Genomic DNA, 22,379 nt, shown 5'->3' with positions numbered 1-22,379 from the left:
TCAAAACTCTGAAAATTTTCCCCATATATAGAGGGTTGTGTAAAAACTTTCAAGCTAATCCCTCTTTTATTTGAACTGGAGTACCATTTTCATGCGTTTTTGAAATAAATGTGAAAAAAATTAGTGCTTATTTAAAAACTAATATTTCATTATTAGTCATCAAGTAAGTATTAGTTGTGAATTTTGATGCAAATTCACCATTTTTATAAATTATACCCAGCTTGTTTAGGCTTTGAGCTTAAGTATACTGAGCTCAATAATTACAACTCAGGAATAGAAATAGCACCTGAGCTACCCTAAAGGATAAAGAATGAAGCATTTTGAAGCCAATTTCGACGGACTTGTTGGCCCAACACATAATTACGCGGGTTTATCATTCGGCAACGTTGCCTCTTTAAACAACGCCGCCGCGACATCTAGCCCTAAAGATGCTGCCAAACAAGGGATCAAAAAAGCCAAAGCGCTTGCAGACTTAGGTTTAGTACAAGGTATGCTTGCCCCTCAAGAGCGCCCAGACCTTCACACACTGCGTAGAATCGGTTTTACCGGCTCAGATGCTGAAGTATTAAATAAAGCTGCCAAAGACGCCCCTGCGTTGTTACGCGCATGCTGCAGCGCCTCAAGCATGTGGACTGCAAACGCCGCAACAGTATCACCGAGCGCCGATACTCACGACGGTAAATTGCATTTCACTCCAGCAAACTTAGTCGATAAACTTCATCGCAGCATTGAACCTGTGACTACAGGTCATATTCTTCAAGCTACATTTAACGATAGCCGTTATTTCAAGCACCACCAACATTTACCTGAACACGCCAGTTTTGGTGATGAAGGTGCAGCCAACCATACTCGTCTTTGCAGTGAATATGGTCATGCCGGTATTGAACTGTTCGTTTACGGTCAAGAAGCGACGAATCCTTCTGCGCCGAAACCCCAAAAGTTTCCAGCACGTCAAACATTAGAAGCGTCCCAAGCCATTGCTCGTCTGCATCAATTAGATGATGACGGCACTGTATACATGCAGCAAAATCCAGATGTCATCGACCAAGGTGTGTTTCATAACGACGTCATTGCCGTCGGTAATCAAAACGTTCTTTTTTATCATGAGCAAGCATTTTTAAATACACAAGCTAAATTTGAAGAGATAAAACAAAAATTTGGCGAATCGCCATTACATTTTGTCGAAGTACCAACGGCAAAAGTCGCGATCCAAGATGCAGTAAGAAGTTACCTGTTCAATACCCAAGTGGTGACATTACCGTCGGGTGAAATGGCCATCATTGCGCCGACTAACTGCCAAGAAAACCCGGCTGTACATGCCTATTTAAGCGAGTTGGTCACGTTAGGAACACCGATAAAACAGGTCCATTACTTTGATGTGAAGCAAAGCATGCAAAATGGCGGCGGGCCAGCATGTCTGCGACTACGCGTGGCGATGAATCAAAATGAAGTGGCTGCGGTTAATCAAAATACCCTGATGAACGATGCGTTGTTTACACGACTAAACTTATGGGTTGATAATAATTACCGTGACCGCTTATCAGTGGCTGATTTAGCTGACCCGCAGTTGCTGATGGAATCGCGCACCGCTCTTGATGAACTCACACAGATCATGAAGCTAGGTAGCGTCTATCAGTTCCAGAAGTAATATTCCTCAGCAAGTTATTCACTAACAATGAGTGAGTCATAGCCAATAAAAAAGCCCCTTAAAGGGGCTTTTTTGATTTCATTTATTAATTACTTAATATTAATTGGCAGTGATAATACTTGAGTTGCCGTTTTCCCTGGAGTTTCAACTTCAACGATAAATGTTCCAGAGTTTGGCTCATCTTCGCCTTTAACGGTCACACTAAACTGTCGACCAGCATTGTAGTTAGAGCTTGGCCACGTATATTCGTTGCTGCTAACAACTGAGCCAGCACTGGCAATAAATCGAACAATACTGCCCGCTGGCATCTGCTGATTATGCAGATCAGATATAGTAAAGGTCGCGGTTCCAGTGGCCTTTCCGACAATATCAATACTCTGATCGTAATTACCATCAGGGCCACTTTCACTATCAACAATCAGTACATTGGCGCTGTCAGTTGCAAAAGCGGTACTACCTGACATCACAATCACTAAGCTTCCTCTAACATACAAAGACTTAGAGTCATTGATGCCGTCGGCACAAGCACTATGTACAGGATCGGCACATAATACACCGTTATACTTGCTATCTTTCTTATCAAAGACACGGTTAGAGTTAAAATCAACTAACTCTTCTAACTCTCCACCAGATTGGCCTCCGGTCTCTTGAGGGTTAAATAAGCCATCTTCATTATAATCATTAAAAGCATCATCTAAATCAAATGGCATGCCGCTAACATCTGTTTGCGATAAGAAAGCAGTGACTTCATCAGCGTCAAAACGACCATTACCGTTCAGATCAGGGAATGACTCCTCACCAATAGCGGTTGCGGTAATGGTAGCTCGGCCACCATATTTCTGACCATAAAAGTTACCGTAAACACCAAGTGTGGCGTCATAAACTAGGTTTGCTATCGGATTACGATAAAGTAGGCCCGCACCATTAATCAGTTTTTCACCATTTGGACGCGCTTGTTGACTTGTCCACACCACGCTACATGAACCTTTAGTGGTTTGACATGCATCTTCAATCGCACCACCTTCAGTCGTAAATGAAACCGTGGTGCCGTCTGGAGCTGGGTTATTGAATGCATCTGCAAGTCGAGCTGTAACGGTAACTTCGGTACCATCGATATCCCAACCTTCAGCATTCAGCACTGATGCAGATAATGAAAAACTATCTTGATCAGGAATACCTGTTGAGATAATCAGCTGCTTAGATTGACTCGATATCACCGGAACAGAACCGTCTACCGTTGCAGTGACTCGCACAGAGGTCGCGACAGTACCTGTACGTACAACTGTTTGTGCAATACCTTGGCTATTAGTCGTCGCCGTTATTGGATCGAGCGAAATCCCACCCACATCTGTATTTAGCGCAAATGAAACAGATTGGTTGCTAACCGGGTTACTGTTAGTGTCTAGCACTTTAAACAGAACAACAGATGACTCATCGCCACCGGTTCCCAAAATGCTAATATTTTGCGGCGTAGCAGAGACAAATACAATACTGCCAACATCTGCTGATAACACATTAATAGTGCCCGTTGCTGTAAGATTTAAACCACCAGCATTAGCACTAACATTTATTGCATCATCGCCTTTACAGCCTTTAGCCAAATACGTTGTCGTTGCAACACCGTTAACTGAAGGAACTGGAGAACTGATTTCAGCTTCTGGCGTGGCTTTTTTTGAACAAGTTGACGAGAAGTTCACATCAACGGGTTGAGTAAATATATTGCCATCTGAATCTTGAATCATCACAGAGATAGTCGCGGTTCCACCAGCAGTAAGCTGTTCAACGCTGACATTAGCCTTACCTTTAACAAATGGATTACCGCTTCCCATGACCACATTTGTTGCGCCTACTACAACGACAGTCTTACCCTCTTCACCAGTAGACAGTGACGCAGTGACTTCACCTGCACCAAGTGAGCTCCCAGCATAAATATCAATCGTTGCTTTGCCACTATTGTCTGTAACTGCAGTTTTAATCGGTATATCGCCAATTGTTGTAGTGAAAGTCACTATTGACGGTTTATTAATTCCTGTGACCGTCGCAGTTAACTTGCCAGGGGCTGTTGTTGTTATAGAGTCGATAGACTCACCAACAGCATTAGTTAAAGCGACCACTAAAGTTGCTCCACCACCAGTTTCGCCACCATTTCCTGCCATATTGAAGCCTACAACTGGAGCCGTTCCATCCATGCCATCAACACTAGCCGTAACATTTCCAGCACCTTTAACATCTGCAGTAGCTAACTCAATAGTCGCTATTCCTGAAGAATTAGTTAAGGCTGTTCCTATGGAGGGATTAAAAGTTCCTAATGAAGAGTTATTTAAAGTAAACGTGACTAATGTATTGGCTTTTAAGCCACTCACACTTCCTGTCACTGTAGCGGTAATCGTTGCTGGTGTTTCAGCATTGATTTCGTTATTTGATATTGCCAACGCGACGGTAATGACGTCAGTTGGCTCTGGATTTGGTTTGTCAGGATCAGAAGATATACTTCCTCCGCCCCCACAACCAACGAGAAAAAACGACCATATTAACGCAATAAAAATACTATAAGCTGACTTCATTGTCAGGCTCCCTGTTACTCAGATTATGATATCCGGTAATTATCTGATTACCTAGCCGTCAACATTACACAATTTCTAAGTAACTTATCTACTACTTATGAGGGCAAATTGATAAATAACATCAGAAACTTTAACTTTTACCCCATTTCAACTGTGGCACTTTCTTGCTAGGCTTTAATCTGCAAATTGAAAGCATAAAAATTATACAGGAAGCACTATGTCTGCTACGAAAACAAAAAAATTTGGCCTGACGAGTAAAATTTTACTCGGTATGACGTCAGGTATTATTCTCGGGTTAATTCTTCGTAACCTTTTCCCTGAAAGTGAATTCATCAAAGATTACATCACTGAAGGCTTTTTAAATGTCATCGGTACCATATTCATCTCAAGTTTGAAAATGTTAGTGGTGCCCTTGGTCTTTGTATCATTGGTCTGTGGAACGTGTTCTTTAAGTGAACCTTCCAAATTAGGTCGTCTTGGCGGAAAGACCCTCGCGTTTTATCTGTTCACTACCGCTATCGCACTGTCAATGGCAATCCTTATCGCCATTGCCATTCATCCTGGTCACGCAACAATGGTGACGGAGAGCATGCATTTTGATGTCAAACAAGCGCCAAGCTTGGCTGACGTTATTATTAATATTGTGCCGACTAACCCACTGCAAGCGATGAGCGAAGGTAATATGCTGCAAATCATCATATTTGCGGTTATCTTTGGTTTTGCTATCTCACATATTGGTGAGCGCGGTAAACGCGTTGCAGCGTTGTTTACCGACCTTAATGAAGTCATCATGCGTGTTGTTACCTTAATCATGCAGCTTGCGCCGTACGGTGTATTTGCATTGATGGCTAAACTGGCATTGACGCTGGATATGAAGACCTTTGGCAGCGTGGTGCAATACTTCTTTGTTGTACTTGGCGTATTGCTCATTCATGCGTTTATCGTCTACCCAACATTGTTAAAGTTATTCTCAGGACTCAACCCTTTTACCTTTATTCGAAAAATTCGCGATGTACAGTTGTTTGCCTTCAGCACCGCAAGTTCTAACGCTACCCTTCCAGTGACGATTGAAACCGCTGAACACCGCATGGGCGTCGATAATAAAATAGCGTCATTCACGCTACCGCTAGGGGCTACCATCAACATGGATGGCACCGCGATTATGCAAGGGGTGGCAACAGTATTTATTGCGCAAGTTTACGGTATTGATTTAACCATTACTGATTACGCCATGGTGGTGATAACAGCAACATTAGCCTCGATTGGTACGGCTGGCGTGCCAGGGGTCGGACTTATCATGCTAGCAATGGTATTGAACCAAGTCGGTCTACCGGTAGAAGGTATCGCATTGATTATCGGTGTCGATAGATTACTTGATATGGTGCGTACAGCCGTTAACGTCACCGGTGATACTGTGGCAACGGTTGTGATCGCTAAATCTGAAAATGAGTTTGATGAAGATATTTTCAACGATACTCAAGCAGGTAAAGTGGCACCCGGTTTTAACGCTCAGGTTCACGCTGAAGAGAAGTAAGCCAAGCCTACAATCTGTGTAACAAAGGCGCCTATATAGGCGCCTTTTTTGTTTGTTCTCTAGGTGATGACTGTCATTCTCTCGTCATGGTATAACTTCATCAACGGCAAAACCCTTAAGCCATGCTTAGCGTCTTTTCATATTTCGCTAACTTATTGAATCGCCGACAATAAAAAAGCCATCGTTCAGAAGGACTAAACGGTGGCTTTTAAATGGTCTTATTTTAAGTTCAGTCTGGATGTTGTTCCCAGAATATAAACCAAGTTACCTTTCCCAGTATGACTCTTCTAAGCTGTCTTCACGTTCAGGTAAACCACGAGATAATCTAGGGCTATGTTGCGCTAACACTTCATAAGCGACACGGTTAGCATATTTACAAATCTGCGAGAATGACGAATAACACAGACCATCACGCTTATGCTTGCTTGAACCCGGTACGTTCATCTTATGGAATCGATTTGAAGCTAAATCATGCAGTAATGCCGCTAATGCACCATCTCCTGCACCGTTAGTATTACGAATTTTTTCTGGACCGCCCATATACGGAGATATGTGCGCATACACTTTAAGCGGTGACTCACAATCCGCTTTAAGTTTAGGGCGAGAAAACTCATAGCGGTTAAACTCAGGGATTGCGCCTGGCAGTAACGTATGGGTAGTTTCACGTTTTTCAGAGTCTTCAGTATATCCCGCAGTATAAAGCCCTAAAGGCCCAGCTGTAGTCAACACCATGTCACACCAGTCTAATGCCGCTTCACTCGCTTGTAAGGGGTCTTTAAATCCCGTTAGCGCTTCGCCTTCATCTTCATTCATGGCCAGAATGGTGACATGCTCTTGAATGAAACGCTGCCACCACTGTGGATCTTCCTCGATTAAGAAACGAGTGCCTAACGTTAATACCACGGGAACGTCTGCACCTTTGGCGTATTCAATCGCTTTCATTGCGGCATCGGTTATCTTATCTTCGCCGCTTGCCCGCATGAGGTAGGCGGTCAAAATCAGCGCAGAACCACCCTGTACAATATCTCTATCGATATATTCTGGTGTCAGTTTGTCCATTGAGCCTTTGCTAATCGCAAACGTTCGTTCACCGCACTCTGAAATAAGTGTGAAGCAACGACCAATAGGACCCGCGACTGGCTGCAACTGGTTTAAATCAACCTTTGATGAAGTGTTGCAGAGGTAGCGATAGGCGTAACTGCCAATTTCTATGTTCTGACTCATCACCCCAAATAACACTGAGCGGTCATCAGCAAGAATTGAGTAATTGTGCACTGTATTACCGATGGTGCCACCGGCAAATTCATCGCTGACCAGCTCACGCTCTTTTAATTCCGTATACAAAGCATGTGCCTTGTCATCATCTATCAAAGTCGAATTACCCTTAGGTAATTCATAGCGACTTAGTAACTCATCTTCCACTTTGGCTTCAATATCTACCAGTGTTTGGTCGATACCAGACACGTAAGTCGAGATAGGTTGAGGCTGTTGGATCAACTGTGCTAATAGCGGATCACGTTTTTTGACAGGAAAATAATGTTTAGACTTACGCTGACCTGGAAACTTCATATTGAGTTCTCTTTCATTCGGCATCCATGCAAAAGATAATTAAAACGGCTAAGGAATCACAATTCATTGTTCTTGGCAAAAAACTAACGACTTGTGGCTTTCAATTCTAGCAACCTGTAGTGCTAACGCAGCTCACCACCTTAAAACGATTATGCAAAAGGCTTAATCAAGGTAAAGAAAAAAAAGTGGGGAATTCTACCATACCCAGCCTCATTCGCTAGCTGAAATCACTACTAAGCATTTAAATTTAGCACCAACCTAAGGTTTGTTGCTCAACAATTTGCGTTAACAAGCTGATATGCTGCTTAGAGTCATTTAAACAAGCAATAAACTCATAGCGCTCGCCGCCTGCCGATCGGAATGAGGCTTTGCCCTCTTCAGAGATCTCTTCCAGTGTTTCAAGACAATCAGAAGAAAAAGCTGGACACATTATATCGACTGATTTTATCCCTTCGGTTGGAAGTGCTTCTAACAGTTTATCGGTAGCAGGCGTTAACCACTGCTCTTTACCAAACTGAGACTGGAAACAGATCCGCCATTGTTCAGGCGATAACGCCAACGACTCCGCCACCAGTTCAGCTGTTTTTTGGCACTGCATTTGATAAGGATCGCCTTCCGTGACATAACGCACTGGCACGCCGTGAAAAGACATGAGTAATACCTCACCGCGCCCCTTACTTTGCCAGTGTTGTTTGACTGAATCAGCAAGCGCTGCAATATAGGTAGGGTGATCAAAATAGTCTTTATTGATCCTAAGCTCTGGGAAATCACGCTTGGTTTTATGCAGGTCCGCGATAGCATCAAACACTGGTGCAACGGTAGAACAGGAATATTGCGCGTAGAGTGGTAGTACAAAAATCTTCTTAACGCCCTGCGCTTTTAATTTATTAAGCCCGGAGTCTAATGACGGATTACCGTAACTCATGCCTAACTCAACAGGCACTTCAAAACCCAAAGTAGCGTGCAGAGATTGTGCTAATTTATCACGCTGGCGTTGGCTAATAACCATTAAAGGCGACCCTTCCTCCCACCAGATGGACTCATAGAGTTTGGCGACTTTTGCAGGACGGGTATTTAAGATGATGCCATTAAGAATAGGTTTCCAGATCCAAGGTGAGATATCAACAACACGAGGATCACTCAGGAACTGTTTTAAGAATTTTTTAACATCTGGCGCCGTTGGAGAGTCTGGCGTGCCAAGATTAACTAACAAAACACCAAATGGGGAGGTTGTGTCGCTCACATTTGTTCTCTTTTAACCAAGATATTCTGCGTCAGGCTATCATTGGAAAAACCATAAAAAAAGCCCACTTACGTGGGCTTTTTCAAATATGAGAACTAGCTCATAAACACATTACAATTTTGTGTCTATTTAGCCAAGTATTGCAACAATTTCTTGGCTAACTTTTGTCACTGTCTGGGTGCCATCGAATTTGTTATAAGTCGCGTCACCTTTAGCCGCAACCGCACCGTAATACTCAACCAATGGCTTAGTTTGCTCATGGTAAATATCAAGACGCTTACGTACTGTTGTTTCTTCATCATCTGGACGAATGGCGAGATCATCTCCAGTAACATCATCTTTACCTTCAACCTTTGGTTGATTAAAGACAATGTGATAAACACGGCCAGAACCTGGGTGAACTCGACGGCCGCTCATGCGCTTAACGATCTCTTCGTCCGGCACATCAATTTCAACAACATGATCGATAGCAATACCACCCGCAGCCATCGCATCAGCTTGAGGAATGGTGCGTGGGAAACCATCTAATAGGAATCCATCAGCGCAATCATCTTGTGCAACACGCTCTTTCACAAGACCAATAATTAACTCGTCAGATACCAATTGACCGGCATCCATCACTTTTTTAGCTTCTAAGCCAAGTGGAGTGCCCGCTTTTACTGCGGCGCGCAGCATATCACCCGTTGAAATTTGAGGAATACCGTACTTTTCCATGATGAATTGGGCTTGGGTACCTTTACCGGCACCTGGGGCACCTAATAGCATAATGCGCATCTCAATCTTCCTCTTATTTCGCATTGTTATACCAACCTCTAATACAGACAAAAGTCTAAAGTTTGGTCTCGCGATTGGTATTATTATGTTTAGGGCGGCGATCTTCGCATAAATAGCCGCTATTTTGAAGCGATTTCCCTTCGACTTTAGCCTCACTTGAGGCAAATTCGTCGAGATATTGACCTTTATCAGTAAAGTAAGGTGTAAAGTTTACGACGATACTGATTAGCGACACTATTACCTTGACCTAACGCGGTTAAAATCTCTAGGAATACTCCTTTCACTTTACCGTCTAGGGCAGCCATATCTTTCTGCAAAGGCGCAAATAACAAGGCAAGTGCTTCATCATTACGTTGAGCTTGGTGCAGTGCTTTGGCAAGCTCAATCATAACCACAAAATTGTTTGGCGATTGCTCTAAATCAATTTGTAACTTTCTGATCTCTGGAGTATCAGCCGCATCAAGCGCCAGGGCTAACTTGGCCTTTAAACTCTGGTAATAACTGTCTTGATCTTCCAGGGCAATTCCACAGAGCAAGTTCTGTCCATCTTCTAATGCACCCAGAGACAAATACACGTCAGTCAAAGCAAGCGCTATCTCAGCAATAGGCTGCTCGGCGTAAGCCTCTTTCAATAACGGCAGTGCACCAATGGCATTTTGTTCAGATAAAAACACTCTGGCTTGGTTAAGCTTTAACTGCCAAGCGGCAGGCAGATGCTTATCTAGCATTTCGGTAATTTGCGCCGCATTTTGTACGCCAGCAAAACCATCAATAGGTTTACCTTCGTGTAAAACTAAGGTCGTTGGCAAATTTTGGATCTGGAAATAATTGGCTATCTCCATTTCAGCTTCACAGTTTACTTTTGCTAACACAAATCGGCCGTTCTGCTGCAGCGAAAGGCTCTCAAGTGTTTGCATCAAGGTTAAACTCTCTGGGCTTTTATCGGCCCAAAATGCTAATACAATCACCTGTTCCATTGAGGCATCGACGATTTGCTGAATGTTTTCTTTAGTCAGTTCTAGAATATTTTCCATAACTTTCCTTTAGCCTTTAAAAGATCCATAAAAAAAGAGGCAGATTAACTGCCTCTATTATTATAGCTGTTTACTACTTAACGTTTGCCAATAACATCTGGTTCATCAGCTTAATAAACGCTGATGGGTCAGCCAAGCTGCCTTTTTCAGACAATAATGCCTGCTGTAGTAAAAGATCAGTCCACTGCGCGAATGACGCTTCATCTTGCTCGTCGTTAAGACGGGCTACTAGAGGGTGCTCAGGGTTTAGCTCAAATGTTGGCTTAGACTCAGGAACGGCTTGACCAGCAGCTTGCATTAGCTTGATCATTTGTGTCGACATTTCGCCTTCACCAGCAACAACACAAGCAGGTGTATCCGTTAAACGAGTCGTCACTTTAACGGCTGACACTTTATCACCTAAACTGTCTTTAACGCGTTTAACTAAGCCTTCTGATGCAGTTTCAAGTTTCTCTTGTGCTTCTTTTTCACCAGCATCTTCCAGTTCACCTAGCTCAAGATCGCCACGCGTGACAGAGTGCATCTGCTTACCATCAAACTCAGTAAGATGGTTAATCAACCACTCATCGATACGCTCAGACATTAACAGTACTTCAATGCCTTTTTTACGCAGTAGTTCTAGATGTGGGCTATTGGCAGCTGCTTCATGACTATCAGCAACGATGTAGTAGATCTTAGTTTGACCTTCCTGCATACGCTCAATGTAATCAGCAAGTGATACATTTGGCGTAGCCTCGCCAGTGTGAGTTGATGCAAAGCGCAACAAACCTGCAATACGTTCTTTATTAGCAAAATCTTCAGCAGGTCCTTCTTTAAGCACCTGACCAAACTCAGCCCAGAAAGATAGGTATTGTTCTGCATCATTTTTAGCCAGCTTTTCAAGCATGCTAAGCACGCGCTTGGTTACCGCTGTGCGCAGTGATGTGGTCACTTTATTATCTTGTAAGATTTCACGCGATACGTTGAGTGGCAGATCATTTGAATCAATCAGACCTTGAGCAAAACGCAGGTAACTCGGCATAAACTGCTCAGCATCATCCATGACGAATACACGCTGTACAAATAGTTTTAGCCCATGCTTACGATCGCGGTTCCACATGTCGAAGGGGGCTTTAGCCGGGATATAAAGCAAGCTGGTGTATTCCTGCTTACCTTCAACGCGGTTATGGCTCCAAATCAGTGGGTCAGCGTAATCGTGTGAAATATGCTTATAGAATTCATTATACTCTTCATCAGACACGTCACTTTTATTACGTGTCCATAATGCGGTCGCCTTGTTCATCGGCTTCCAGCTGCCATCAGTAGCAGGAACAGCTTCACCGCCCTCTTCTGTGGTTTCAATTGCAGGTGTACCGTCTTCAAACATCTCAACGGCAACAGAGATATGGTCTGAGTATTTGGTCACAATTGAGCGCAGACGATAGTCATCAGCAAACTCTTTTTCATCATCACGTAGATGAAGCGTGATCTCAGTACCGCGGCTCTGCTTAGTAATAGTGTCAACGGTGAAGTCACCTTCACCCGCTGATTCCCAAAGCACACCTTCATCAATGCTATGGCCCGCTGCACGAGTACGCACTGTCACTTTGTCAGCCACAATAAAGGCAGAGTAGAAACCAACACCAAATTGACCAATCAACTGAGAATCTTTTGAATCATCACCTGACATGTTCTTAAAAAAGTCAGCGGTACCTGATTTAGCGATCGTTCCTAAGTGCTCAATCACACCATCACGGGTCATACCAATACCATTGTCAGCAATGGTTATCGTGCCTTTCTCTTTATCGGCACTAATGCGAACGCGTAGCTCGCCTTCACCTTCGTAAAGGTCATTATCCGTTAACGCTTGATAGCGCAACTTATCTGCCGCATCAGCAGCATTCGAGACTAATTCGCGCAAGAAAATTTCTTTGTTTGAGTACAAAGAGTGGATCATCAAATGTAGTAGTTGTTTGACTTCAGTTTGAAAGCCATGAGTCTCTTGTTGTGACATGAAATGTTCCCTTTAAAATTCGATTTAAGTACTGCTTGTTACTAGAAATGGGGTTATAAAATCGCTTTTCAAGGGGGAAGGGTCGCATTGATTCTAATTGCACAAAAAAAGCCCAGTAAATGAGTCACCATTAACTGAGCTTTGTTATGACACTAACGTTAAATCTCGCGTTCCTAAATAGGCAAACGCCCACTGAAAGATAATGCTAGCGTTGTGCTGTCAACGTATTCAAGTTCACCACCAACGGGCACACCGTGAGCAATACGGCTCACGGCCAACGCATGGCTTTTAGCCATGTCGGCAATATAGTGTGCGGTGGCGTCGCCTTCGACCGTAGGGTTGGTTGCTAAAATAAGTTCACTGACCTCACCCGAAGCCAAATGGGTTTCTAACAGTGATAGCCCCAACTCATCGGGACCTACGCCGTCGAGCGGAGATAAATGTCCCAGCAATACAAAATAACGTCCCGTGAAATGACCACCCGCTTCTATCGCGAGTGCATCAGCAGGCGTTTCTACAACACAAATGATACTCGAATGGCCACGTTTAGTACTGACACAAATAGGGCAGTAGGTTTCTTCTGTAAACGTACGACATGATTGGCAATGGCCAACGTCAGACATAGCTCTACCCAACGAGTCGGCAAGCTTAGCTCCCGCCTTACGATCGCGTTCTAATAGCTGGAAGGCCATGCGCTGTGCAGATTTAGGCCCCACTCCCGGTAGGCATTTAAGTGACTGGATCAACTCATCGACAAGTGGACTAAATTTCATTTAACGTTCCGCATAGCGAGGCAAACTCTTGCCTAAAAATAATAAGTATTGATTTTTCAAGAGCAGATATAAGCCAGAAACTTACATCATTCTTAATCAAATGAACCGCGAATGTTAACATAGATTAATCAATGATAACGCTAAATTACAGCGAGACAGATACGATAAAGTGACCAAAGCAGGCGCTTTGCGCACAAAAAAGCCCAAGTTACCTTGGGCTCTTAAAAACAATAAACGGCGACATCATACTGTAAACGCTAAACGCAAATCCAGCACGTATGTGCGGTCTTAGAAAGGCATCTTCATGCCTGGTGGCAACTGCATGCCGCCAGTGACTTCAGCCATGCGATCTTTTTGATTCTCTTCAACACGGCGAGCTGCGTCGTTGCATGCTGCTGCGATAAGATCTTCAAGCATCTCTTTATCGTCTTCAAGCAAGCTTGCGTCAATATCGACTTTACGCACACTGTGAGAGCCCGTCATGGTGACTTTAACAAGGCCAGCGCCGGCTTCGCCTGTCACTTCCATACGTGCGATCTCTTCCTGCACTTTAGCCATCTTGTCTTGCATCTGTTGGGCTTGCTTCATCAAGTTGCCCATACCGCCTTTTCCAAACATACTCTAATTCTCTTCTATTATTTATCACAACAAATAAAGTGGGCTAATCTTACTAAATATAGACTGATTAGCAATGAAAGCTGAAATTTCAATTGTAAAATTATGACCCAGGTAACCGCTTAAAGTTCGACATGTCGACCAATTCTATCGACTTTCCTTTTTTAACCAGTAATTCTGGTGCATAAGATAACGTATCAGGTGTTAACTGTGCGCCCATATTCTGTGCTAACCAATGTACATTCGCGTCAGTCATTAAGCCATGATGAGCTTGTGCAAGGATCTCTTTATGAAAACGACGCCGCACTTCAAGAGGGGTCTCTCGAGTACTGTCGATCCCCACTGACACACGTACTTCACTTGGCTCACCAAGCGCTAGGCTCATGGCTTCTTCAAACTGCTTAATGGCAACATCGGCTGCAAGATGCTTTTGATCGGGTTTCAATAACAACGACAACGGTTGTTCAAACTGATGGCAAACAGAGTTAACTGCGAGCTGTCTAACACGTCCGCCTACTTCAAGCTCAGCCATAAATCGGTACCACTTCAAATCAATATCATTGCCGCTTAACTCGCCACTTGGCAGCGCGGGTAAGTTTAACGCAACATCCTGAACTGAAGTTGAATCAAGCTGCATAGCAGTGGATTTATGACTAACCTGAGCGGTTTCGTTCTTCTGTTGACTTGGTACTGCAACAGCTGCAACTGCGACATTGGCTGGCGACTCTGCTGCATGAACAGCGCTTTCATCTTTAAATCGCGGTGTGGGATCCTGCTCATGTGGCTCTTCCCATGGCGGCCGGTCGATAATATTGCTGCTGTTATCCACTGGCGCTAAAGCTTTGCTTTGCTGCAATGGCTCGATATCGTCATCAATAGATGACCCCTCAGCGTCTTTATCTTCTCGCTTAGGCTTGCGAACTGGCGGTGCAAAAGGCTTGCGCTCATTAACGGACTTTTTTGTGGAACTCTCCTTAGGCTCATCATCACCTAATCCATCCAACAGAGAATCTCTTGCTGCTAATACAGCATCTAAAATATCATCGCTTAAATCAGTACTTGTTACTGTGCTATCTGACTTTTCTGTTTCATTTTGAGCCACGAGCGTACTTTGTTCAGAAGCAAGTCGCTCTTGGGGCACAACTGAAGATAACGTGTCTTGTGGCAAAGGAGCAGAGTTGGAAGTATCAAAGTCAAAATCGTTGCCGTCGAAGTCAATATCCTGTGCGCCAGCATATTGTGCATAAGCAGATAGATCGTCTTCGCCTTCATAGCCAGCTTGAACTGCCTCTGTGACCTCTGTTGTGGCGATCTCGGCGCTAGCCGTTTCAGCAACACTTTTATTGGCGCTATGACTTGCAGTAATAGTCGAATCGATCACTAAATCATTTGTTTTACTCGGTACCGGTACCGGAACAGATTCAATACTCGGAACTATAACGGCAGTATTGGCGACTTCGATTGTTTCATTTGAAGTTGCAGTACCCTCTTCAACTAAAGGGCTTTGCTGCGGTTTAGTGAGCGGCGCTTTGAGATCTGACTCACTAGATTTTGAATACCCTTGACTCTGAGCTTGGCTGAGTATGACAGCCATTTCACTGTTCATGCTCTCAAGGCTATTCAATACTGGTGTCGCGGCTTGAGGAATATCAGCTTGAGGCTTAGGTTCTTGAGTCTCTGGAGTCTCTGGAGTCTCTGGAGTCTTGACACTAACAGGAATGGTGACTTCATCACTCGCGTCTATAAGTGTTTTTTTTTCGGCAGCCATATTTAGCGACGTGGCTTTAGTCTCTGCTTGCTCTGCCCCTGCTTCTTGCTGTTTTGAGCCAGTAATTGACTCTGAAGTTAACGCAGGGATTGAAAGTTTTGCAGGCGTGTCAGTCACCCATTTGGTCACAGGTTGCTCTGGTACAAAGGTCACAGCGCGCAATAATGCCATTTCAAGCCCTGACTTGGGATCAGGTGCATGAGGCAAGTCTTTACGACCTGTCAGCAGCAATTGATAATATAACTGCACTTGCTCAGGCGATAATTGCTCTGCAAAGGCCTTGATTTGTTCGCTATATAACGACATTTGCGCTGCAGCAGGCGCAAATTGAGTTAAGGTAATTTGATGCAGTAGCTCTAATAAACTCCGCAGTACCTCGTCCGGCTCAGCACCAAATGACAATACGCTAGCACTGACTTGCATCAATGCCATGATATCGGCTTTGGCTAATGCTTCCAGTAAGACTAGGACCTGTTTGTCATCAATACTGCCGAGCATGGTTTGTACAAGTTCAAGTTTGACTTGTCCGGCACCAAAAGCAATCGCTTGATCGGTAAGGCTTAACGCATCACGCATACTGCCGTTGGCCGCTTTTGCCAGCAGAGTTAACGCAGATGTTTCGAAATTAAGGGTTTCTTGCGTCAAGACATTGGCTAACTGATTGGCAATTTCATCTTGAGTCAAACTCTTGAGATTAAACTGTAAACAGCGTGACAACACGGTGACAGGTAAACGCTGCGGATCCGTCGTTGCAAGCAGGAACTTAACATGTTCAGGTGGCTCTTCAAGCGTTTTTAGCAGAGCATTAAAGCTACTGCGAGACAGCATATGCACTTCATCGATAAGGTACACTTTATAGCGGCCACGACTCGGACGATACTGCACGTTATCGAGCAGTTCGCGGGTGTCATCAACTTTTGTGCGTGAGGCAGCATCTACCTCAATGAGATCAACAAAACGCCCTTCTGCGATTTCTACGCAAGCAGAACATTCGCCACATGGCGTAGCAGTAACGCCTTGTTCACAATTTAAGCCTTTAGCGAAAAGACGTGCAAGACTGGTTTTACCCACTCCTCGAGTGCCGGAAAACAAATAGGCATGATGCAATCTTTGCTGAGTGAGCGCATTGGTTAATGCATGTAAAACATGAGACTGGCCAACCATTTGCTCAAATTTGGCAGGGCGCCATTTTCTGGCTAACACCTGATATGACATGGAACTCCCCAACGTGTCATGAATATGATTACGGGAGCACGCTCCTCGACTAATTTGAACAATAGCATGCAAAGGTTTGACATGCTATATCAAGCGTTCAAGGAGCGGTTTGGCGGTGATTAATTCACCTTAAACAGACATTTCAGCCTGATTATTCGCCTTCGAATTCACATAAGCTGAGTAATTCGAGATCCATTGTTGCGAGACGCTTTTCACCACCAAGATCCGGTAATGAGATCACAAATGCAGCATGATTAACCTGGCCGCCTAGATTACGGATTAACTTAACGGTTGCTTCAATGGTGCCGCCCGTCGCCAGTAAATCATCAACAACCAAGACTTTGTCTTCACTAGTAATAGCATCGACATGAATTTCAAGAACGTCATGACCATACTCAAGCTCATAGCTTTCAGAAATAGTCTTTCTTGGTAATTTACCCGGCTTACGTACTGGAACGAAGCCAATACCTAACTCTAACGCCAAAGGTGCACCAAATAGGAAACCACGAGCTTCAGTGCCAACGACTTTAGTAAAGCCTTGTTCCTTGTAGTGTTCCACTAAAAGACCAATAGTTAATTTATACGCTTGTGGATCTTCTAATAAGCTAGTCACATCTCTAAACAAAATCCCCTCTTTAGGGTAGTTTGGGATGGTTTTAATGCTGTTCTTTATAATTGCTAAGCTGTCAGTATTCATTACCATAATTCTTTACTTTATTGAGTTGAATTTGCTGACATGTTGCTAGCGACTATCGCCATAGCAAATGTCATCGAAGTGTGAAAATCGGCGTAAAGCTTAAGCCGCTTTATGCATAGTTGCAACAATGGATCGCCAGAACTGCTGACTCACCCCATGCAAAATACCACGACTATTGTTCACTGTTCCAAAGAGCTGTTGGCAATAGGTAAAATTCGCTTTTATATTCAGTACTATGCACTAATACAGTCAAAGGCTTATTCATCGATCTCAGGAATGCTTCTCAAGTAAACAATGAGTCCAGTTCCAATGCAGGCTAGCATCACTTTGACCCAAATAAGCGGGACTATCGTGATACTGACAATAAAACTTAGGCTACTTACAATATAGGCCTTCTTCTTTAGTCCTTTACGCATACCGCCTTCTGCCTGCCAATTTTGTAGCGCATCAGCAAACCACGGGTGTGCCATCAACCATTGATATAGTCTGTCACTTGAGCGAGCAAAACAATAAGCAGCCAATAAGATAAAAGGCACCGTTGGCAGTATAGGCAATAAAATACCCAATAAACCTAATGCCAGACTACAAAGACCAGCCAGAAGAAAGAAACCACGCTTTAACGCCATCAGTACCGCCCAAAAAACAAAAAGCCACTCAAAAGAGTGGCTAGTATACCTGAGCTAGAATGAAACAGAGCTTAAATAAGCCCCATTACCTTCAACCAAGATAGGCTTGCGGGTAATGTCGGCAACAACATTACCAGGATAAAACCAATAAAATAAACAATGTTAAATGGGTCTTTAAACGGCTGACTCATGACTTCCCCTACAACTGTTGCTAACGACAATTATTGATCTAGATCAATTTTTGGCGCCATTATAGGGTTTAGCCGTGCTGATAGAAAGACTATTCCTCAATAAATTCTCTAATGATGCCTTTAGCACTCAATTGCATTAACAGGTCTACACAGCCTTGTTGTAATACCGCAGGCTCTATATCGGTAAAAGTCACTGATAACCATTCAATTAAATCTGCACATTGCACTGAGTCAAATTGCGACATATAAGCTAAAACCTGGGCTGTTAGCGGATTGAGCTGTAAAAAGCTCACTTCATCTTCAAAGTCAGAATATATACAAAAAAACTGCGGTTCCTCTGTCGGCTCTTTTGGACGGTAATCTTCGCTAATGTGTTGTACATCGTATGTATACTGAGCTATTTGCGATGTCGACGACACACTTAGCGACATCGCTGAAATAACGTCAGCATCGATTACCGCCATGTCGATTATCTTTTGCTGCGGAACCTCTTGTGCAACGGCCACAACTAGCTCTAGCCATTCATAATGTGCCAGTTCCAGCATAAAAGGAGGGTCAATCTCTGTTGCTGTGTATTCGGTTTGCAAAAACAGCAGAAATTCTTGGGAAATCTCAATAAAGATAGGCGTGTGACAATCATGACTAACGAAGAACTGTTGCACTCGTTGTTGCCAGTCTTGTTCGCTATATAAACTTTTTAATACCGGAAAGGCGTTAGACACAAAGCCATCAATATTGTTAAAAAACAGTTCGCGATAAATCTTCATTCGCCGCTCTTCAATCCCCTCTGGTAGAGGATTCGATGGATCTTTAATGTAATCCATGAAGTTTTGTTGTGTTTCAATAAAACTCATCAAGCGCTCCTTTTTAAACTGGCGATATGACGGTTTTGATAATCATGGATCTGATTAATTTCTAACAGCAACTCATTGGTTGCTGGAATATTAAAATCTCGTTCAAGCAATGTCGGAAAAACACCATGGTACTGATGGCATGCTTCTAATAGCTTCCATACCGGATCAACAATGTCAGCGCCGTGTGTATCAACCACTAAGTCTTCTGCCTCTTCATAGTGACCCGCAATATGTAAATATTCGATTCTATCGGTCGGCATCGCTTTTAAGTATTCAAGCGCATCATATTGATGGTTAATCGAGTTCACATAGATATTGTTAACGTCGAGCAGCATCTTACAGTCAGCTTCTTCCATTACGGCTGTAACAAACTCCAGTTCAGACATTTCAGCGCCAGGAGCAGCGTAAAATGATACGTTCTCCAATATTAAAGGACGTTCAATAATATCCTCAACTTGCTTAACACGCGCAGCCACATGACGAACGGCTTCGCCCGTAAAAGGGATTGGCATCAAATCGTACATATGTCCAGTACCAGAACAATAACTTAAATGCTCTGAATAGCTTTTTATCTGATGCAAGTCTAGAAAGTCTTTGACGTTTTTGACAAATTGAACATCGAGCGGCGCTGGGCTACCAATAGATAGCGATAAACCATGACAGTAAAACTCATGTTTTTCTGTTAGTGCCCTAAACTGACGACCAAACTTTCCGCCGAGTGTCATCCAGTTTTCCGGTGCTACCTCAAAAAAATCAATGGCCTTGGGAACACCTTGGCAAAATTCATCCAACATTTCTCGCCTAAGACCGAGACCCACCTGTCCTTTATTTATCATACTACACGCCCACTAATTTATGATTTATATACCCAAACAGCTTAAGTAAATACAAATAGGGCCAGCAAGCGCTGACCCTGTTTAACTCAAGTGGATAGCTTACTTTGAACCACCACACTTACCTTCTTTCTCAGCTTTCTTATCGCCGCCACACTTGCCTTCTTTGGCTTTCATTTTATCGCCGCCACATTTACCTTCGCCGCACTTACCTTCTTTGGCTTTCATTTTGTCGCCGCCGCACTTACCTTCTTTGGCTTTCATTTTGTCGCCGCCGCACTTACCTTCGCCACACTTACCTTCTTTGGCCTTCATTTTGTCTTCGCCACACTTACCTTCTTTGGCCTTCATTTTGTCTTCGCCACACTTACCTTCTTTGGCTTTTTTCTTGTCTGCGCCGCATTTGCCTTCGCCACACTTACCTTCGCCTTCGACTAGCTGGTAACCGGCTTGCATCTCACTATAACCAAATGGGCTTGCTTGAACAGATGCAGCCAAAGAACTTCCAAGAACAACAGCACCAACGGCAACAGTAATAGCAGTCTTATTAACGAGTTTCATAATATCTTCCTTCTTGATTTAATCTACAGTATTTCGGTTACCAACAATGTATTTTGCTGGCTTGCTTAAAGAGACCTGTGCACCTACAAATAAATTTCATTTATTCTACAACTATCACATTTATGACGCATAAAAGCTGATAGTGCAAATGTTGTTTACATCTATTAGTGCCTGTTATAGCGATGTTTACCTTAGTGATTTGTGGTAAATAGCGCTTATCAAGCAACAAATAGAGACTGACCAATAAAACAACAATCAAATAACAATACTGAAGATTAACGATGAAAGATCACTCTATACCCGCTTTAATTTGGTGCAGTACGGTGCATGATGTAGAATGCAGCGCCTTTTAAAACTGATGAGTGGACTGTTCTGTGCGAATAATTTTGGCGCCTATGGAAGGCGTGGTTGATGATTTAATGCGTGAAATCCTTTCAGCAATCAATCCCTACGATTTAATGGTGACGGAATTTGTACGTGTCGTTGATCAGTTATTACCAGAAAAAGTATTTTACCGTCTCTGTCCTGAGCTAAAAACTGACGGTAAAACGGCTTCAGGCACGCCGGTAAGGGTCCAGTTACTGGGACAAGAGCCTGGTTGGATGGCGGAAAATGCGGCTAGAGCAATAGAGCTAGGATCTAAAGGGGTCGACGTTAATTTTGGTTGCCCAGCAAAAATGGTTAACCGCAGTAACGGTGGTGCAATCATGCTGCAATATCCTGAGCAGTTGTATAATGTCGTCAAGGCCATGCGAGATGCAGTCTCTGATGAGCATCCTGTGACCGCAAAAATCCGTCTCGGTTTTAACGATAAATCTCTTTATATGGAGAATGCACAGGCCATTTACGAAGCGGGCGCCAGTGAGATTGCGGTGCACGCCAGAAGTAAAGTTGATGGCTATAAGCCACCTGCTTATTGGGAATACATTACCGACATCAATGCCAAACTGCCTATTCCGGTTATTGCTAACGGCGAAATTTGGAATGCACAAGATGCACAACGCTGCATGCAAGTGACCGGGTGTGACACCATCATGGTAGGACGCGGGGCCATTTCGTTGCCAAATCTCGCGGCAAGTATTAAAGGTGAAACACCTTATACGTGGCAACAATCACTGGCACTGATGCTGGAGTACACCAACCGAGAACTCGCCGGACGTAAAAGTACCTATTACCCAGCCAGAATTAAACAATGGTTTAACTATCTCAATCGTCAATATCCCGAAGCAGATACCTTGTTTCGCGAGCTACGGATCTACAAAACGGCTGAAGAAATCATCAATGTTCTGCAAACAGCAAATGCCAATCTGTACCATCAGCAGGCTGATTAACAGAATAATTGGTTATTATTAGTAATAATGCTCTCTGATTTGATCTTCGTCATTACCTACAATCGTGACATGTTTAGACTGATAAACCGTGAAGTCAATAATTGTAGGCAAAACTGTGAGTACCAACCAAATCAAACAAATGTTATCCGATATAGAATCGGAGTTAAGGCAGAAGATTGGTGTGCACCCAGATATCCAAGCCAAGCTAATGGACAAGCATAATTATTCCCGTTGTGAGCTCATTGAAATAATGACTCAAGCTCACTTATGCGATAACCCATTATTTTTTAAGTTGATGCAACTCGATGCAGCTTGTTGCCAACTGGACATTGGTTTGTATGGCGTGTGCTCTGATTGTGAATCAGAAATCGAAGCAGAACTGTTAGTCGCTAATCCACTTGAACAGAGATGTTTAAGCTGTACTAGCCAACATAAGCGCGAGCATCGTCAAGAGTTAAGACTAAACCACTAACTCTAGTCCATTTACTTCTTAGAGCATTCGTTGGCTCCTACAAAAAAACCTCCAATTAAGGAGGTTTTTTAATGTTTAAATCTT

18 protein-coding genes are annotated in these 22,379 nt (G+C 43.5%); 4 read left to right on the top strand and 14 right to left on the bottom strand.

Annotated elements, in window-relative coordinates:
- Positions 1-310: 310 nt before the first annotated feature.
- On the top strand, positions 311-1,648 hold the full coding sequence (gene astB / locus L2729_RS14100; RefSeq protein WP_248988834.1) for an N-succinylarginine dihydrolase: 1,338 nt from the start codon (positions 311-313) through the stop codon (positions 1,646-1,648).
- An 89-nt stretch (positions 1,649-1,737) separates the two neighbouring features.
- Here astB and L2729_RS14095 read toward each other — a convergent pair whose 3' ends face one another.
- On the bottom strand, positions 1,738-4,212 hold the full coding sequence (locus L2729_RS14095) for an Ig-like domain-containing protein (protein WP_248988833.1): 2,475 nt from the start codon (positions 4,210-4,212) through the stop codon (positions 1,738-1,740).
- Positions 4,213-4,429: 217 nt separating this feature from the next.
- Between L2729_RS14095 and L2729_RS14090 the strand changes: the two genes are divergently transcribed.
- Positions 4,430-5,746, top strand: coding sequence for a dicarboxylate/amino acid:cation symporter (locus tag L2729_RS14090; protein ID WP_248988832.1), 1,317 nt, complete (start codon positions 4,430-4,432; stop codon positions 5,744-5,746).
- A gap of 264 nt (positions 5,747-6,010) precedes the next feature.
- On the opposite strand, the gene L2729_RS14085 is transcribed toward L2729_RS14090, so the two are convergent.
- The 13 genes from L2729_RS14085 to L2729_RS14025 form a co-directional block, all read right to left on the bottom strand.
- Complete coding sequence (locus tag L2729_RS14085) at positions 6,011-7,315, bottom strand: inosine/guanosine kinase (protein WP_248988831.1); 1,305 nt, start codon at positions 7,313-7,315, stop codon at positions 6,011-6,013.
- 247 nt (positions 7,316-7,562) lie between these two features.
- A complete protein-coding gene (gene hemH / locus L2729_RS14080; RefSeq protein WP_248988830.1) occupies positions 7,563-8,558 on the bottom strand; it encodes a ferrochelatase in 996 nt (331 codons plus the stop codon).
- Between the two features lie 129 nt (positions 8,559-8,687).
- Positions 8,688-9,332 (bottom strand): adenylate kinase, encoded by a 645-nt coding sequence (gene adk, locus L2729_RS14075; RefSeq protein WP_248988829.1) that lies wholly within the window; start codon positions 9,330-9,332, stop codon positions 8,688-8,690.
- 188 nt (positions 9,333-9,520) lie between these two features.
- Positions 9,521-10,366 (bottom strand): tetratricopeptide repeat protein, encoded by an 846-nt coding sequence (locus L2729_RS14070; RefSeq protein ID WP_248988828.1) that lies wholly within the window; start codon positions 10,364-10,366, stop codon positions 9,521-9,523.
- A gap of 73 nt (positions 10,367-10,439) precedes the next feature.
- Entirely contained in the window at positions 10,440-12,359 is a 1,920-nt protein-coding gene (gene htpG, locus L2729_RS14065) for a molecular chaperone HtpG (RefSeq protein ID WP_248988827.1), read from the bottom strand.
- Positions 12,360-12,532: 173 nt separating this feature from the next.
- Entirely contained in the window at positions 12,533-13,132 is a 600-nt protein-coding gene (recR, locus tag L2729_RS14060) for a recombination mediator RecR (protein ID WP_101089615.1), read from the bottom strand.
- A 288-nt stretch (positions 13,133-13,420) separates the two neighbouring features.
- Complete coding sequence (locus L2729_RS14055; RefSeq protein WP_102039696.1) at positions 13,421-13,750, bottom strand: YbaB/EbfC family nucleoid-associated protein; 330 nt, start codon at positions 13,748-13,750, stop codon at positions 13,421-13,423.
- 100 nt (positions 13,751-13,850) lie between these two features.
- Entirely contained in the window at positions 13,851-16,730 is a 2,880-nt protein-coding gene (gene dnaX, locus L2729_RS14050; protein WP_248988826.1) for a DNA polymerase III subunit gamma/tau, read from the bottom strand.
- Positions 16,731-16,881: 151 nt separating this feature from the next.
- Positions 16,882-17,433, bottom strand: coding sequence for an adenine phosphoribosyltransferase (apt, locus tag L2729_RS14045; protein ID WP_248988825.1), 552 nt, complete (start codon positions 17,431-17,433; stop codon positions 16,882-16,884).
- A gap of 251 nt (positions 17,434-17,684) precedes the next feature.
- On the bottom strand, positions 17,685-18,053 hold the full coding sequence (locus L2729_RS14040; RefSeq protein ID WP_248988824.1) for a YbaN family protein: 369 nt from the start codon (positions 18,051-18,053) through the stop codon (positions 17,685-17,687).
- Between the two features lie 280 nt (positions 18,054-18,333).
- Positions 18,334-19,098: an HvfC family RiPP maturation protein gene (locus tag L2729_RS14035; RefSeq protein WP_248988823.1), complete on the bottom strand. Its 765-nt coding sequence runs from the start codon at positions 19,096-19,098 to the stop codon at positions 18,334-18,336.
- The gene (locus L2729_RS14030) at positions 19,098-19,934 is read right to left on the bottom strand and encodes an HvfB family MNIO-type RiPP peptide maturase (protein ID WP_248988822.1); all 837 of its coding nucleotides are present in this window, start codon (positions 19,932-19,934) and stop codon (positions 19,098-19,100) included. Before L2729_RS14030 ends, L2729_RS14035 begins: the two co-directional genes overlap by 1 nt.
- Positions 19,935-20,033: 99 nt before the next feature.
- Positions 20,034-20,492 (bottom strand): HvfA family oxazolone/thioamide-modified RiPP metallophore, encoded by a 459-nt coding sequence (locus tag L2729_RS14025; RefSeq protein ID WP_248988821.1) that lies wholly within the window; start codon positions 20,490-20,492, stop codon positions 20,034-20,036.
- A 374-nt stretch (positions 20,493-20,866) separates the two neighbouring features.
- Here L2729_RS14025 and dusC point away from each other — a divergent pair, with 374 nt between their 5' ends.
- Both dusC and L2729_RS14015 read left to right on the top strand, forming a co-directional pair.
- Positions 20,867-21,823 (top strand): tRNA dihydrouridine(16) synthase DusC, encoded by a 957-nt coding sequence (gene dusC / locus L2729_RS14020; protein WP_248988820.1) that lies wholly within the window; start codon positions 20,867-20,869, stop codon positions 21,821-21,823.
- 115 nt (positions 21,824-21,938) lie between these two features.
- The gene (locus L2729_RS14015) at positions 21,939-22,295 is read left to right on the top strand and encodes a TraR/DksA C4-type zinc finger protein (RefSeq protein ID WP_248988819.1); all 357 of its coding nucleotides are present in this window, start codon (positions 21,939-21,941) and stop codon (positions 22,293-22,295) included.
- Positions 22,296-22,379: the final 84 nt, after the last annotated feature.

Source organism: Shewanella gelidimarina (genome assembly GCF_023283945.1).
Lineage (GTDB): Bacteria > Pseudomonadota > Gammaproteobacteria > Enterobacterales > Shewanellaceae > Shewanella > Shewanella gelidimarina.
Note: the sequence above shows the minus strand (reverse complement) of the source record. Positions and strands in the feature narration are given on the sequence as shown.